Source organism: Shewanella sp. ENK2, from assembly GCF_043568515.1.
Classification (GTDB): domain Bacteria; phylum Pseudomonadota; class Gammaproteobacteria; order Enterobacterales; family Shewanellaceae; genus Shewanella; species Shewanella japonica.
This window is the reverse complement of sequence record NZ_CP171406.1, coordinates 2,881,304-2,897,978: the sequence shown is the minus strand read 5'-3', so window position 1 is coordinate 2,897,978 and position 16,675 is coordinate 2,881,304. Positions and strand designations below refer to the sequence as shown.

The following is a 16,675-nucleotide window of genomic DNA, read 5'->3' as shown; positions in this document are numbered from 1 at the left end:
ATTATGCAGTTCAAATTATCCCTTCTGTTAGCCACTTTCTTTGGTGTTATTAGTTTAACCTCACCAGTAAAAGCCAGTGGAATCGACTCTGACGATGATGGTGTAGCCGACGCAGTTGATGTGGACATTGATGGCGATGGTTTAATCGAAATCAATAGCCTTGAGCAATTCAACAATATCCGTAATAACTTAGCGGGCACAGCTTATGACAACGGTATTAGTGAGAACACAACAGGTTGTGGTAATAACGACGACATTATTGCTTGTTTTGGTTATGAGTTAACCACTAACTTAGATTTTGATGAAAATGATGATGGTGTTAAGAACGACACCTACAATACGGGTGAAGGTTGGACACCTATTGGCACCCTCGCTGCACCTTTTACTGGTACGTTTAACGGTAATCATTTCACGATTGCAAACCTATACATCAACAATACGTCTTTAACAGGCGATGACGACAGTCTTGGCTTATTCGGTCATGCTGAAAATACCACTATCGAAAACCTTCATGTTAATGGTCAGGTAACAGCTAGCGGTTATTACGTAGCCGGCCTTGTTGGTTACATCTATGGTAGCAGCCCAAGTGTCATGGCTAATATCTCGTTTACCGGAACAGTACAAAGCAATCAATCTGGGGCTTATGCCGGCGGTATTGCCGCTCGTGTGAGTCAAGCAACGGTTAAGCAATGTTTAGCCACGGTTGATGTAACAGGCCAAGGTGATGCCGGTGCATTTGCAGGAGAGCTCGTAAATGGTAGCGTTGAAAACTGTCTAGTCAATGGCTCTGTCATTACCTCTGGCACAGTCGGCGGCGGTTTTATTGGTAACCTTTCAAGTGCAGACGTCACTAATGTCGCCTCTCATGCTAAAGCCGAGGCGAATAATGCAGTGGGCGGCTTAATTGGCAGCGTTGCTTCTTCATCGTCAACCATCACAAATAGCTTCTCAACAGGCTCTGCTAAGCAAGCATTTAATAAAGGCGGACTAACAGGCTCTGCACTTGGGACTGTGACAGATTCATACTGGGATACCCAAGCCAGTGGCAACGCGACAAGTGGCTCAGGTACTGGCTATACCACAACTGAGTTACAAGCGCCGGTTACTAACGCTGGTATCTATGCCAATTGGGATGAAGCCTATTGGGATTTTGGTACATCTAGTCAGTACCCTTCACCTATTATCAACGGTGTTGCTTTTCACGATAGAGATAACGATGGCGTTCCAGATTCATTAGACGCTTTCCCTGATGACGCCGCAGAATGGGCAGATACTGATAACGATAATGTCGGTGACAATGCTGATGCTTTTCCTAATGATCCAACAGAATGGTCAGATACTGACGGCGATTTAATTGGTGATAATTCAGATCCTGACGCCGACAACGATGGCGTTGCCAATGAATCAGATCTATACCCATTTGATGCGACAGGATCAACTGCTGCGCACGATGTTGATATTGACGATGATGGCTTAATTGAAATCTCAACATTGGCCCAGTTACACGCGATGCGTGATGACTTAGCCGGTAATAGCTTAAGTGGTGTTACCGCAGGTTGTGCCGGTTTAACTGACGGTACAGGTTGCATAGGTTACGAATTAACCACAGATTTAGACTTCGATACTGATTCTGACGGCGATCTGTCAGATGAAACCTACTACAACGCAGGTGAAGGTTGGCAGCCTATTGGTACTTCCGATGACCGCTTTGCCGCCAACTTTAACGGTAATGGCTTCACCATTCATAACCTATTTATCAATCGCCCAGATGAAGACTATCAAGCGCTATTTGGTTATGTAGCCACGGTTAGTGTCACGAATATTAATATCGACGGTGATTTAACTAGCGTCACAGGCTTGAATAACTCAGCATTCTTAATTGCCCGAAACAGCAGCGCTGATTCAGCGGTGCTGAGCAATATTAACGTGCAAGGTACCATCCTTGGTAATGATGACAGCGGTTTAGTTGCAGGTCGACTTTATAACTTAGATGCGGATCAAGTTCATGCACAAGGTAATATCACGTCGATTTCTATTACTGGTGATGCAGGTTCTGATACCGGTGGTTTGTTTGGTCAATTATCAGGGACCAACACATTAGATAACGTGAGTTTTGAAGGCGATATTCAGGCCGTGACGTCTGCAGGCGGCTTAATTGGTGATGCTGAAAGTGTCACTATTAACGATAGTTACGCGATTGTAGATATTACCCTGATTGATGAAGCCGGCATTGAGACAGATATTGAAGTCGCAGGCGGTCTTATCGGTAAAGTTGAAGGCACAAGCGTGTTAACTCGAGTGTTTGCCCAAGGCAGCATTACTGCCCCCAAGATTCTAGGTGGTTTAATTGGTGATATTGATGGTGCGACAGAGGTGGTTGACTCATACGCTAATGTTTCACTGTTAGGTGACTCGATTATTGGTGGTATCTCAGGTGACTTAAATGCAGATTCAACATTTGAGCGTGTCTTGGCATATGGTGCTATTAACACCAATGATGATCAAAATACTGATACAGGTGGCCTTTTAGGTTACAGCGCATCCAATACATTATCTGTTGTGTATGCCCTTTGGGATACCGATGCAACTGGCATATCGAGCACATTCAACAGTTCAGGCGCGGGTTATTCATCTGAAGAACTAAAATGCCCTACAACACCTGTTGATGTTAATTGTAACAGCAGTGCTTATACAAATGACTGGTCTTCAGCCAACTGGGATTTCGGCACGTCCGAGCAATATCCAGCATTATTATTAAGTGGCAATTTATACCGCGATGCTGATGCTGACGGTTACTGGGCATTTGAAGATGCATTTGATAACGATGCATCTGAATACCTAGATTCTGATAGCGATGGCGTGGGTGATAACGCTGACGCCTTCCCGAATGATCGTAATGAACAATACGATACCGATGCTGATGGTGTTGGTAACAACAGCGATCTTGATGATGATGGCGACGGCATTTCTGATAGCGATGAGCTTCTTTATGGATTAGATCCTCTAGATGACAGCGACGCTTTCGCTGATCTTGACGGGGACGGTATTATCAATATTGATGAATTACAACAAGGTACCGAACTTAATGATGCAGACGATTATGTTAACGTCTTAGATGAAAACTTTAATCATGGTGAAGTGTCCTACTATGACTTAAATGATGGCTCAACTGATGACTTTGAACTACATGGTATTGCTCAAGACGGTAATCAGTTTTTACTGACAGGTTATTATTATGATGAATACTCAGATGAAGATTATGGCGCAATTGGTCGAATTAACGCCACCAGTGAGCTAGATAACAGCTTTAGTGATGATGGTATTTATTCCGGTAGTGAAGATGAAATTGGCACCTACATAGAAAATATCATTAAGATCAGCAACGGTGGTTATTTAGCAGGTGTAAGCTACTACGGAAGCAATGCGACCATCGCGGCTATCACCTCTGACGGTCAGCTCGATACTAGCGTTTTCTCTACTGAAGCTAACCCTGGGTTTTATTATGCAACTGGCAGCAAAAGATATGCCCCCATCGTATACCAAACAAGTCAAAATGAATTCTACATTGGTAGCCAGAGCGACGGTATAAACACCCAATTTTACATCGAAAAATTAACCACTGATGCCACCTTAGATGAGACTTTTGGTATCAATGGTAAGCTCAGTTTCAACTATGCAGGCAATTATAAAGTTGAATCCGTTAGGCATTTTTTCGAACAAGCTAATGGCAATATTCTGATTGCTTTTTCCATAAGTGGTAATTTACGTTTCATTGAAATTACCTCATCAGGTGAATTGAATACTGACTTTGGCGAAGATGGTTTATTAAACCCAGAGGTAAGCTATAACGACGTTATCCAGTTAGCCGATGGCCGCTATATCATCCTATTCGACGGCAATTATAATGATGAAGCTGGTCTTCATTTGGTTATGTATACGCCAGAAGGTGAAATAGATACCAGTTTTGGTCTTAATGGCTACTTTAGCTTCACTGAAGAGTTATCAAGCTTTGAAGCGCTTAACGTATTTGAACAAGCTAATGGCACATTATTAATTGCCAGTAAATTTAATTACAGGGGCAATAATTATGGTACACAACTTGTACAGGTAACCAATGATGGTCAACTTGATACACGCTTTTATAGCGCAGGTTATGCAAGAGCCGTTTATAGCGAAGATATTTCCATCGATTTTGCAACCAAGCTAGACAACCATAGCGTAATTTTTGCAGGTGACGATGATGAGACTGACCATCTTGTCGCCACGATAGCCATGGCGAATCCTTACGATCATGACTTTGATGGTGTGCCAGATAGTGAAGATGCCTTCCCTGAAGATGCAAACGAAAGTGTTGACTCAGACAACGACGGCTATGGTGACCAATCAGATGCCTTCCCTTATGACAGTAATGAATGGCTAGATACTGATAACGATGGCGTAGGTGATAACGCAGACGCCTTCCCTAATGATCGTAATGAACAATACGATACCGATGCAGATGGTGTTGGTAACAATACTGATAACGATGATGCCGGTGACTTAGTCACTACTTATGGCTTAAACGGTATTGCTTCAGCTTATGTGCATAACGGCGATAGAGAAATTTATATTACTGACGCCATTGCTCACGATAATGGTCTGTACCTTGTCGGTAGTGCATATTACGACGCCCATACTGATGATAGCGGTGTGATCATTGATATGGATAATTCAGGTGCCATTAACACCGATTTTGCTGAAAGCGGCGTTCTTTATGCATTAAATCAAGGTCTAGCAACTCACTTTAAACTAGCACTGACAAGTGATAGCGGCATTAAAGTGGCCGGTGAAAAAGATAATCAAGTATTTATCGCTCAGTATGATGCAACTGGTGCTTTAGATACTCGCTTTAACGAGACTGGTGTTTACGATAATGAAGACGGCTTCATTACTCGTGGTGTTGATGTTGCTTCAACATTGTCAGATGGAAGCACGGTAGTTTTCGGCAAATACACCTATCAAAACATTGGTCATAAGTTTAGCGCCGATGGCACGCTTGATACCAGTTTTGGTAATGCTGGCAGCCTGACAATTGGCAACCCTGCAATGGGTAGCTACATCTATGTTGAAGATGCCATTGCACTTGATGACGATAGCCAGATGCTGGCAATGCAGAAACAAGATCGCACTTTCTATCTGACCAAAATTGACGTTGATGGCAACATTGATACTAGCTTTGGTACGGATGGCGAGCTAGCACTTGATAGCGATATGTTTGCCCGTTCTATTAAATTAGCTAAAGACGCAGAAGGCAATGTTTACGCTGCGGGTACAACATCAAACGTTGCTAAACGACTCAGTGTGCTGAAAATTGTTGATGGCCAACTTGACAGCACATTTGCAGACAATGGTTATTCGGCCAACGATTTTGACGAAGATGTTAGCGTCTGGAATGTTCAAGATATTCAGATTCAACGTGACGGCCGTATACTCGTATTGAGTGGTGTAACGGCTGATTATGCCCACGTTGTTCGCTTTACTGAAAATGGTGAATTAGATAGTCAATTCAATACCGTAGGCTATGTTCGCTTAGATGTACAAGATTACGACCCAATCAAATTAATCCTTCAAGACGATGGTAACTTGTTAATCGCCGGTTCTGACTGGAATGGTTTTGGCATTCACCTAGTCAACATGCTTAACGATTATGACCTAGATGGAGATGGCTTAACCAACGCTAATGATCTCGATGATGACGCTGATGGCGTTGAAGACACCAGCGATGCCTTCCCTCTTGACCCAACTGAAACGTTAGATTCAGATAACGACGGTGTCGGTGACAACGCGGATGCTTTCCCATTTGACTCAAACGAAAGTATCGACTCTGACAACGATGGCTATGGTGACCAATCAGATGCCTTTCCTTACGACAGTAATGAGTGGTTAGATTCAGATAACGACGGCGTTGGTGACAATGCAGACGCCTTCCCGAATGACGCATCTGAAACGGTAGATACGGATAACGACGGTGTCGGTGATAACGCTGATGCCTTCCCGAATGACGACTCTGAAGCCTTAGATTCAGATAATGACGGTGTCGGTGACAATGCAGACGTATTCCCGAATGACGCATCTGAAACGGCAGATTCAGATAACGATGGTGTCGGTGACAACGCTGATGCTTTCCCAACGGATCCAACTGAAACCGTTGATACCGACAATGACGGCGTGGGTGACAACGCGGATGCTTTCCCAAATGACGCCTCTGAAACGGTAGATTCAGATAACGACGGTGTCGGTGACAATGCAGATGCATTCCCGAATGACGCAACTGAAACCTTAGATACTGACAACGACGGTGTCGGTGACAATGCAGACGTATTCCCGAATGACGCATCTGAAACGGCAGATTCAGATAACGATAGTGTCGGTGACAACGCTGATGCTTTCCCAACGGATCCAACTGAAACCGTTGATACCGACAATGACGGCGTGGGTGATAACGCGGATGCTTTCCCAAATGACGCCTCTGAAACGGTAGATTCAGATAACGACGGTGTCGGTGACAATGCAGATGCATTCCCGAATGACGCAACTGAAACCTTAGATACTGACAACGACGGTGTCGGTGACAATGCAGACGTATTCCCGAATGACGCATCTGAAACGGCAGATTCAGATAACGATGGTGTCGGTGACAACGCTGATGCTTTCCCAACGGATCCAACTGAAACCGTTGATACCGACAATGACGGCGTGGGTGATAACACGGATGCGTTCCCAACGGATCCAACTGAAACGGTAGATACGGATAACGACGGTATTGGTAACAATGCTGATAATGACGATGATGGTGATGGTGTTATTGATGCGAATGACCCTAACCCGCTCGATCCTAATGACTCAGACACACAAGCACCTGTGATCAGTCATGTTGAAAGTATGACATTTGAAGCAACAGGTGAGTTAACTCAAGTGCAAGTACCTCAGCCATCAGTGGTGGATGATAACGATGCTTCACCTGAACTAACAGTGGATACGGATAACTTCACCTTTAGCTTAGGTGAGCATGTCATCACTTGGACTGCGACTGATATGTCAGGCAATCATTCTAGTGCTGAACAAGTTATCACCATTGTAGACACTACAGCGCCAAGCTTTGACGATTTAATCGATATGTCAATTAACGCTCAGGGGCGTTTAACTAATATTGCCAACTTAGTGTCGCTATCTGCAACTGACTTGGTCGACGGTGACATAAGTGTAAATATTATGGGTGACACTTTACTGACTTCAGGAAGTCATATTGTCGAAGTAGAAGCAACTGATGCCCTTGGTAATATGGCTGTATCGTCATTTAATCTCGACATTGTGCCAATGCTAACCTTGCCTTCTAAGCGCCCTGTTGAAGCTGGCGGCGAATACACTATTAATGCTTACTTAAATGGTGAAGCGGCGAACTACCCAGTGCAGATTTCATATAGCTTACTCGTTAATGGGTTTGTTAATAATCAACTGGTTGCAGATATTGAAGCAGGTCAAGTTGGGCAGCTCGACATAGCGATTCCTGAAAGCGTGACTAACGAAGATCAATTGCAGCTTCAGTTAGATTATGGTGTAAATGCATTTATTGGTGATGCCAACATAACTGAATTAACCCTGATAGAACGAAATGTTGCGCCTAGAATGAACCTCACTCTGCGTCAAAATGGCCGAGTAATTAGTGTTATCGATGCCAATAATGGCATGGTTACCATCACTGCAAATGTGCGTGATATTAACCAAAACGATACTCACAACCTCACCTGGTCAAGTATTGATGGACTCGTTGATGCAGCCATTGACGAAAACCTAATGACATTCGAAATAGACCCAAGCTTATTGCAGTCTGGTGTTTATCAAGTTAATGCTATTGCTACTGAAACCAATACTTCTGATGTCTTCTCTGTCTCTCGCACGGCGCAATTGGTGATTGCCGACTTGCCAACGTTAGGCAGTGATGTTGACTCAGATAATGATGGTATCCCAGATAGCGATGAAGGATATGCTGATAGTGACGGTGACGGTATTGCTGATTATTTAGATAATGATGCTAACGACACCCGCTTACCGACGCAGAACGATGCAGAGCCAGCTCACACCGAAGACGGCTTATCAATGACGCTTGGATTATTTGTGTCTCGACTCGGTATTACCGCAGATTCAGCAAGCTTTTCAATTGAAGACTTAATCGCGTTATTACAAGCTGGCGATGCCGATCCTCAAGATTCGTATTTTGAGACTATCACGCCTGTTTATAACTTCATCGTTAATGGATTAAGTGAGCAAGGTGAATCTATTGCAGTGGTGATTCCATTAGCAGAAGGTCAAACATTACCAGCTGATGCTATATACCGTAAGTACAACCCATCACTAGGCTGGTATAGCTTTGTTGTTGATGCCAATAACAACATCAGCTCTGCATTGGCTGATGAAAACGGTAACTGCCCACTTGTTAATGATGCAACTTATGCTCAAGCCTCGGCGCAAGGATTAGTTGAAGGTAACAACTGTATTCGATTACTCATTGAAGACGGTGGCCCTAACGATATTGATGGCCTCGCAAATGGTTCGATTGAAGATCCAGGAGTCGTGACGGTGCAAAACGGTACGCCACCCGTTAATACTGCGCCATCACTAGTGCTTGAGAGCCACAACAGTGAAGTTGAAGAAAACAGCAGTATTACCCTGATAGCTGTCGGTAGTGATGCAGAGGATGACTCACTGAGTTATCAATGGCAGCAGTTATCAGGCCCCGCTGCTGTACTTGAAAATCAAACAACCAATCAACTGACTCTGACAACACCAGAAGTCAACACTGATGAATTGATTGAGGTTCAAGTGACGGTATCTGATGGCGAACTCAGTTATTCAGTAACGACCAGTTTAACCGTTACCAATAAAACTGAGGTAGAAACTGAAGAACCTACGCAGCCTGAACCAGAGTCAAACTCGAGCAGTGGTGGTGCCTTTGGTATTTGGTTCATGTTATTGATGCTAATCAGCTTCAGTCGCAGAAGGTACAAATAAGAAAGTACAAATAAGCGTAGACAAGCCGACAGTACTGCATAAAACCTAGCGGATCGCCTTAACAACGTCGCCATCTTCTTTATTACCGCAAAAGAAGATGGTGACACAACAAATCAACAAGATAGCAATAAGTTATTTACTATGGGAGAATGAAATCTAAACTTGTAATAGCCATGGACGTTTTACAATACTTAGCTGTTTTGTAATAACTAAAAGGGGTAGTGCTGGAACAAGGAACGACCAGCTGCGGTATACCACATGAACGAAACACAAGAAAAACAAAAAATTTTAATTGTTGAAGATGATCTTGATATTGCCGAAAGCTTGGCATTATTTTATCACCACCATAACTTAGAAACGCTTCATATTGATGATGGTGCTAATGTGATTCAAGCGGTTTCAACATACCAACCTGACCTTATCGTCTTAGATATCATGCTACCCAATAAAACAGGGATAGAATGCTGTGAAGAAATAAGGCAATTTAGCAATGTGCCCATCATCATGCTCACCGCCAAGGTCAATCAATCTGATAAAAATATTGGCCTTAGCACGGGTGCTGATGACTATCTGTGCAAACCTTTTGACACGATGGAACTTATCCTCCGCTCAAAATCACTGTTAGCCCGCACTCACGGAACGGTTAGCTTTTCAAAGCTCACCGTCGACCCAGAAAAAGGCAAAGTGGTTTATCAAGACAAAAAGGTCGAGCTATCTACTCTTGAGGCAAGCTTATTTTCACTGCTATATAACAAACCTGACAGGATCTATTCACGCGATGAAATATTAGATCTGGCCTACCCTCAATATCGTCATATCACAGATAGAACGATCGACAGTCACGTAAAAAAATTCGCAATAAGTTTAAAGAGGCTGGCATTACTGAAAATCCTATAGAATCGGTTTATGGAGCAGGCTATCGCTTCTGTCTTCGCTAAAACAAGCACTATCCAACTCATCAGCAGCACTTTAAGTTTATTCATTAAAGTGCTGCTGGTTGTTGGCTGTATTCACAGTATCAGTATTGTGCAAGCACAAGGTCAGCCTATCTCCACCTCTGATATCGAAGCTCAACTAAATGACATTACGTCATCATCTAAAAAGGCAGAGTGGCAAGTTAAAGACATCATCAAAACCGCGACAGGCGATGATCTTGTGCGCGCTCAATTAAAATTGGTCTCCATTTATCGTAAAAGCGGCCAACAAGCCAAATCGGAACAGTTACTAAATGAGTTAGTTACAGCGCTTCCCACTTATCACGATGAACTTAAAATCAAAGTACTGATCAGCGCAGCATTTTTGAAAGGCGCAAAAATAACTATGCCAAAGCCGCTGATATCATCGTCAATCAGGCCTTGCCTATCGCATTACCCGAGGCCATAGAACTAGGGCGTTTATATCAACTCGCTGGCGTATTTCTTCGATTGCAAATGAAACTTAAAGAAGCGAAAGAATACTACTTAATTGCACTAGAGATTTTTCAGCAAAACGAAGACTACAACAGTGAAGCCCAGATATTCAGCCAACTAGGCGTGTTGTACGAATCAGAAGGTGATTTAGTGTTAGCCGCAGAATATCAAATTAAAGCCATGCGCTATTTTGAAAGAACAAACGACATTGAAGAACTCGCTGGCAACTATTTTAACCTAGGTGAATTATATTACCGCGCTCACGACTACACCAAGTCACTGAGCTTTTACCTCAAAGCGCTGGATTACGATAAACAACTTAATAGCATTCAAGATATGGGATTTGATTACCACCGAATCGGCAGCATCTATCTTGAAACCAATGACTTTGATAAAGCAATTGACTACACCGATAAAGCCATCGCTATTTTTACAAGCGAGTCTGCCAATCAATTGCTGTCTCGCTCTCACCTGCAAATGGCTAAAATCTACAACAAACTTAACGACAATATTCAACGATTTAAACATTTAACCATAGCGGTAGATACCGCCAAACTGGCGCCAACAGATCATCAATTAAGGCAGGTCTGGCATGACTTAGGCGCTTATTATTTAGAAAACTTTGATTACCCTAGAGCAAAACAATATCTAGAAAAATCACTCGTTATCTCAAATAAACTTGGCCTGCTAGATCATCAACTCAGTGACAATGAATTACTCAGTAATATTCACCACGAACTAGGTGAATACGATGATGCCCACCAGCATCTAGAGTCAGCGTTTAAGATAAAACTCCAGCTTCACTCGGAGCAAAGAATTAGAGAAATCGAGAAACATAAGCGTGATATTGACCTGCTCGAAGAACAGATTAAAGTCGCTAAATTACAGGAAGAAAATATAGCGGTTGAAGCGGAAGCTGAGGTCCATAAAACCATCTCTCAAGGCGTGATATTTATCGCCTTGGTGTTGCTTTTTTTGTTTACGGTTCTGATTTATTTTTTCTATCAACGCCGTAAATTGGCAATATTAAAAGCCAATCTTTACCAAGATGCCTTAAATCAAAAAAATCAGATTCTAGCGGATGTTTCTCACGAGCTGCGTACCCCGTTAACCGCACTCAAATTACAGGTAGATGCACTAAAATATCAACTGGTTGATGATGTTGACTTAAGTTATCAAAAACTCGGTACTAAAATCGATGATTTAAACCACCTGATCAGCGATATATACGAGCTCGCCTTGTCTGATGTCAATGGTTTATCGTTTGAAGCAAGCCAAGTCGACTTTGTCCCTATCTTAATGAACTGGGGCGAAGAATTTGAACACTACGCTAGCGCCAAAGGCTTTGAGTGGCATCTGGCTATTAACGCCAATACAGCGCTGGTGAATATCGACACTGACCGCATCAAACAAGTGCTATCTAACTTGCTCACTAACAGCATTAAATACACGGACGCACCCGGTCAAATTTCATTGAGTCTAGCGGTTAATTCAAACAACTTAATACTAGTATTAAAAGACAGTTCCCCTGGCGTACCAGATGAAGAACTCGAAAAGATATTTGAACGACTCTATCGAGTGGAGAAGTCTCGCAATAGACGCACAGGCGGCTCAGGCCTTGGCTTGTCTATCAGCCAAAACATCATCGAAGCTCACGAAGGCACTATCTTCGCCTCCAAAAGTGACCTCGGCGGCCTAGCCGTCACTATTCGCATTCCACTATGTCAGCAATAATTTTACTCAGATTATCACTGAATAAACCCACTCAAGCTTTATAAAATTCCAGCCAAGAAAAAAGCGACTCGACAGTCGCTTATTAATAACTTTACATTGATTGCTTCGCTGGTAAACCCAACCCTAAGCAGTGCTAATGCCGAAAGTAAAACAAAAAAGCCGCTGTTTTTCGACACGATATTGACTGCTGTCAATGAGTATCGAAAAACTGCAGCTGATACAGTATGACTAACTAAACACCTGAAATTGCGTCGCCGGTGCCTACCCAATTAACCCGAGTAGCGTTACTGCCGATAGTAAGACAAAAAAGCCGCTGCTTTTTGCCACGGAGTTGACTGGTGTCAAACTCCTTATTTCGAGCTATGCAAAAAGTAGCGGCTGATGCAGTCTTACTAGCTATACACCTGAAATTGCGTCGCTGGCGATGTTAGTACAAGGCGAACCGATGGCTCTAGCCCGGAGTTGACTGGTGTCAATGAGGACTAGAGTCGAGGTTCAACGATGTAATAACAAGCCTAAGCAGCAATTAATACAATAAGTTAGAACTGATATTTAACACTCGCCGTAAAGTTAATCGGCTCACCTGGCATAGTCCACAACTTATGATACGAGCTTTCAAAATACTGCTCATTAAATAAGTTGTTCACATCGATCATTAGACTAAATCGGCTCGTTAGATCGACTGCTGCTGACAAGTTCACTAATGTGTATGCTGGCAAAATGTAGTCTGGATCAGTGGTCTCACCCAAACGATCGCCAACATAGTTTACCGTCGCACCAAAGTAAGCTTCTTTACCCATGATGTCAGTGTAATGTCTTAATGCAACGTGACCGACATGCTCTGCAACGTTAATTAAGCGAGAACCTTTAGGAATAGGCACGCCCCAATCGTTATCAATTAAGTCTTTGGCAGTTCTTGCATCCGTATAAGCATAGGCGAGTTCAATGCTGGTATCGGCGGTGAGTGCTGTGGTTAATTGAAACTCAACGCCCTGACTTTCTACTTCACCTAGCGTTGCAGATAAACCAGTGTCTGGCTCAGCTGTTAGCATGTTGGTTTTACTCGCATCATACAGCGCTAAGCTACCTGAAAACCTGTCCGCCACATCTTGCCACTTAAGGCCCACTTCAAACGATTTGGTTTGCTCTGGCTCGAATGGGTTTCTGTCTGAATCTAAACCTGGATTGGGTCTGAAACCTTCTGCATAGCTTGTATATAGGTTGATATTGTTATCTAACTCATAGACAAAGCCAAAACGAGAAGACACTTCTGTTTGATCTTGTTCTTGTGATTCGTTATCAATCTTATTCAAAATATGTTGGTTAAATTTATCTACCCTAAAGCCAAGTAACAGTTTGGCTCTGTCAGTTAACTCAATTAAATCTTGTGCATAAAAGCCCAAGCCTTTTTGCTCTTCAGAGGTCAATGTAGTTGGTGAGGTTTCAGGTTGATCCATTGTGTAATCAGGATTATTCGGATCGATGGCATAAGTCGTATCACCCGATCCCCAAGCCGTTCTCCACACTCGGTAATCAGTATCAAGTTGGAAGTTATAGTAATCTAACCCGATTAATAGATTATTCTTAACGCCGCCTAACGTAACGTCGCCGCTAACTTCAAAGCGAGCTGAAAAATCCTGCGCTTGATAATCTCGCTCTCGTCGCTGTCTTGATAACAGGTCTGGGTTGGTATAAATCAGCTGTCGACCGTCAGATAGCTCAGTATCAGACGATTGGCCTTTAAAAGATGAATCTCTGTACGCTAAGCCCGTTAATAAATGCCACTGGTTATTAAATTGATGGTTTAACAATAACTGATGACCTAAGGCTTTCACTTCATGAGCGCCGTCACGCGTGTCGCCATAAAAAGCCGATGTATCAACAGAATCAAAGTCGTTATCTAGTACATACACGCCGCGATCTAATGGTTTGCTTTGATCTAAGATTTCCATTTCGTAGCTTAGGCTTGTCGCATCAGAAATATTCCACAATAAAGATGGGCTTAAGTTTAAGCTTTCAACATCAACATGGTCACGGAATGTCTCTGAATCTTCATAGAAACCATTAATACGGTAAGCAACATCATCGCTTATCCCTTTCGTATGGTCGAACTCAACTTGCTTGGTATTGTAATTACCTAAAGTACCTTGAATATAACCCTGCTCAACAAACTGAGGCTTTTTGGTAATAATATTGACAGTACCACCTGGCTCACCTTGACCATATAACGCTGACCCTGGCCCTTTCATCACTTCAATAGTTTCGATGTTAGCCGTGTTTCGATTACCGTTGTAGCCACGTGAATTAAAGCCATTCACTAAATAACCCGTTGGGTTATTCTCGTCGCCAGAGAAACCACGGATAGCAAAACTATCAAACATACCGCCAGAATTATTTTGTCTTACCACACTAGGCGAGTAATCTAAGGCATCCATAAAACGAGTAATGCCCTCGTTTTGTAAGGTTTCTGCATTAATTCTATCTACGGCTTGCGGCGTTTCAATCAATGGCACATTACCTCGGTAAGGCTGCCATAATCTGTTCACCTCAATACGCTCAATGTCATCTTGGTTTTCTGACGTTGGGGTTATATTATCTTGTGCAATTGCACCATTAGAAATGATAAGTATTGAGTATAGAAAATGCTTTTTCACGTGCTTTTCTCGATGAGGGCTGATTAAAAAAACGCAATGTTACAACATATCATTATCTTCGTCAAAGCCAAGTCTCACAACAAATCGTCAAAATAAGATCAACCGCAATATTGGGTAATAAACCTTTTAAAAAGGCTTGAAGTTTTTTATGTTCAAAAAGAATGCATAACGATAAAATTAGCGGTTCAATAGATAATATTTGAAAGGTGCGGACAATAGTGAGCAATAAGTCGTCTTGGATTTAGCAGTTTAACCCATAAAAGTTGAATAGAATCAATACAAAAACTAAGCATTAAGTACCTAAGCACAAAGCCTCAAAAATTCTTTATAAATATGGGTATCGTTTGGCTCCCAAGAAAGTTCGTCACTACCTATAACCACTTGTTTAGTAAAATAATAAGTATCAAATTTCTTTTTGGTTCCTAAAATAAAGATAACTTCTGAACCAGTCATACCTGCATTTGAAAAAATTAACGCCCCTTGCCAATTTTCAAAGTTAAACTTTTCAATTTTTTCAGTAGTATAAAATAATTCATCCTCGAGCATAAATACAAAATTATCTACGACAAGGTTATGCATAGCATTCTGTTTAATATGATTTTTATTAACTAACAAAGGGTCTTCATTGTTAAGGGGAGCCACAGAAAAGTTCCAAGAAAACTTGCTGCTTTCAGCCGAAACTTTTAATTTGGTTCCATCAATGTTTTTAGATACCTCAAAGTGATGAAAGACGTCCTTAAAGTTATCTTTAGAGCACATTTCCTCATTTGCAGCTGAAAGTGAAATTGAAAACAGCAAACTAAAAAATAAAAAAGTACAAGTATATACTTAGTCTTTTTCCAGCTTCGAAATTTTGTAACCAAGGTAAACCCCTTGAACATTGGCAAAAAACAAAACTACATAAAAGAATATTTCTCTATTAGATTCATTCGCAGAATAATAAACCCACGCACATCCAGCGAAATTAATTATATATATGATTGAAGCTATAAAAATATTCATAACTAATAATGTGCCGAATCTAAAAGTCGACTTCTGTTGGATAATTCCTTATTGGCCTTACTTAATTCACTAGCATTAAAATAGACAGAACCCCATATAACCAAACTTACCCACCCGCCTTTAGATACCTTACACGTCTTCCACAATGTAACCGCAAAATCTTTGCTACTGAGCGCTGAAGCTGATCCCCCTAGAGTGCTTGCATATGTATTAATTGTGTCATGAAACTTTTGATCTTTTAATAGTTCGGTATTTGAGAATGACCAAACTCCCCATTGTGGGTTCACAGTTACATCTGTGATTTTCTCAATGAGTCTCCCTTTTAAAGGAAGATTTTGTAGACGATGAATCATTAACATAGACTGGTATTTTGCTTCTTTTGTTAAGTGACGGTATAAAATTACACCTGCCAGAGCTTCTAATTCATCTTTGCATTTGATTTTTTTAACATAAAAAATTTAATTATCAAATAGATAAAAACTTCCATATTTTTATCTCATAGGTAAATAATAAGGAATCTGATGAATATTAATTAATAATCCCATTTATTGTGTCAATCTAACTATCAGTTGATATTGCCTTATCTTATACCAGCTAAAAATAATCAACTACATCACTATTAGCTATATATAACGTTAAATTGAAAAGTGTTAAAGTGGAACATTGTTGACTTTATGACAATTCTGCTTTTCACAAATGATTAAAACGTATGTTTGGCAGAGCTTGAGACTATTTAACCGATAACACTAAAACAGCAAAATATAATTAAGGACTTAGTAATGAAATATTTCACTAATTTATTTCGGAAGTTATAATCATTCCCCTTAC

Annotated in this window: 6 protein-coding genes; 4 read left to right on the top strand and 2 right to left on the bottom strand. The window is 41.6% G+C overall.

Going from position 1 to position 16,675, the window contains the following annotated elements; translation table 11 throughout:
• Window positions 1-3: 3 nt before the first annotated feature.
• The 4 genes from ACGEDC_RS12600 to ACGEDC_RS12585 all read left to right on the top strand — a co-directional run bounded on the left by ACGEDC_RS12600 (window position 4) and on the right by ACGEDC_RS12585 (window position 12,191).
• A complete protein-coding gene (locus ACGEDC_RS12600; RefSeq protein WP_394493584.1) occupies window positions 4-9,048 on the top strand; it encodes a PKD domain-containing protein in 9,045 nt (3,014 codons plus the stop codon).
• 258 nt (window positions 9,049-9,306) lie between these two features.
• A complete protein-coding gene (locus tag ACGEDC_RS12595) occupies window positions 9,307-9,945 on the top strand; it encodes a response regulator (RefSeq protein WP_394493582.1) in 639 nt (212 codons plus the stop codon).
• Window positions 9,946-9,954: 9 nt separating this feature from the next.
• Complete coding sequence (locus tag ACGEDC_RS12590) at window positions 9,955-10,431, top strand: hypothetical protein (protein ID WP_394493580.1); 477 nt, start codon at window positions 9,955-9,957, stop codon at window positions 10,429-10,431.
• The gene (locus ACGEDC_RS12585) at window positions 10,404-12,191 is read left to right on the top strand and encodes a tetratricopeptide repeat protein (RefSeq protein ID WP_394493578.1); all 1,788 of its coding nucleotides are present in this window, start codon (window positions 10,404-10,406) and stop codon (window positions 12,189-12,191) included. The genes ACGEDC_RS12590 and ACGEDC_RS12585 overlap by 28 nt, the downstream gene beginning before the upstream one ends.
• A 539-nt stretch (window positions 12,192-12,730) precedes the next feature.
• Here ACGEDC_RS12585 and ACGEDC_RS12580 read toward each other — a convergent pair.
• Window positions 12,731-14,845 (bottom strand): TonB-dependent siderophore receptor, encoded by a 2,115-nt coding sequence (locus ACGEDC_RS12580; protein ID WP_055022577.1) that lies wholly within the window; start codon window positions 14,843-14,845, stop codon window positions 12,731-12,733.
• A gap of 300 nt (window positions 14,846-15,145) precedes the next feature.
• Window positions 15,146-15,604 (bottom strand): hypothetical protein, encoded by a 459-nt coding sequence (locus ACGEDC_RS12575; protein WP_394493575.1) that lies wholly within the window; start codon window positions 15,602-15,604, stop codon window positions 15,146-15,148.
• Between the last annotated feature and the right edge of the window lie 1,071 nt (window positions 15,605-16,675).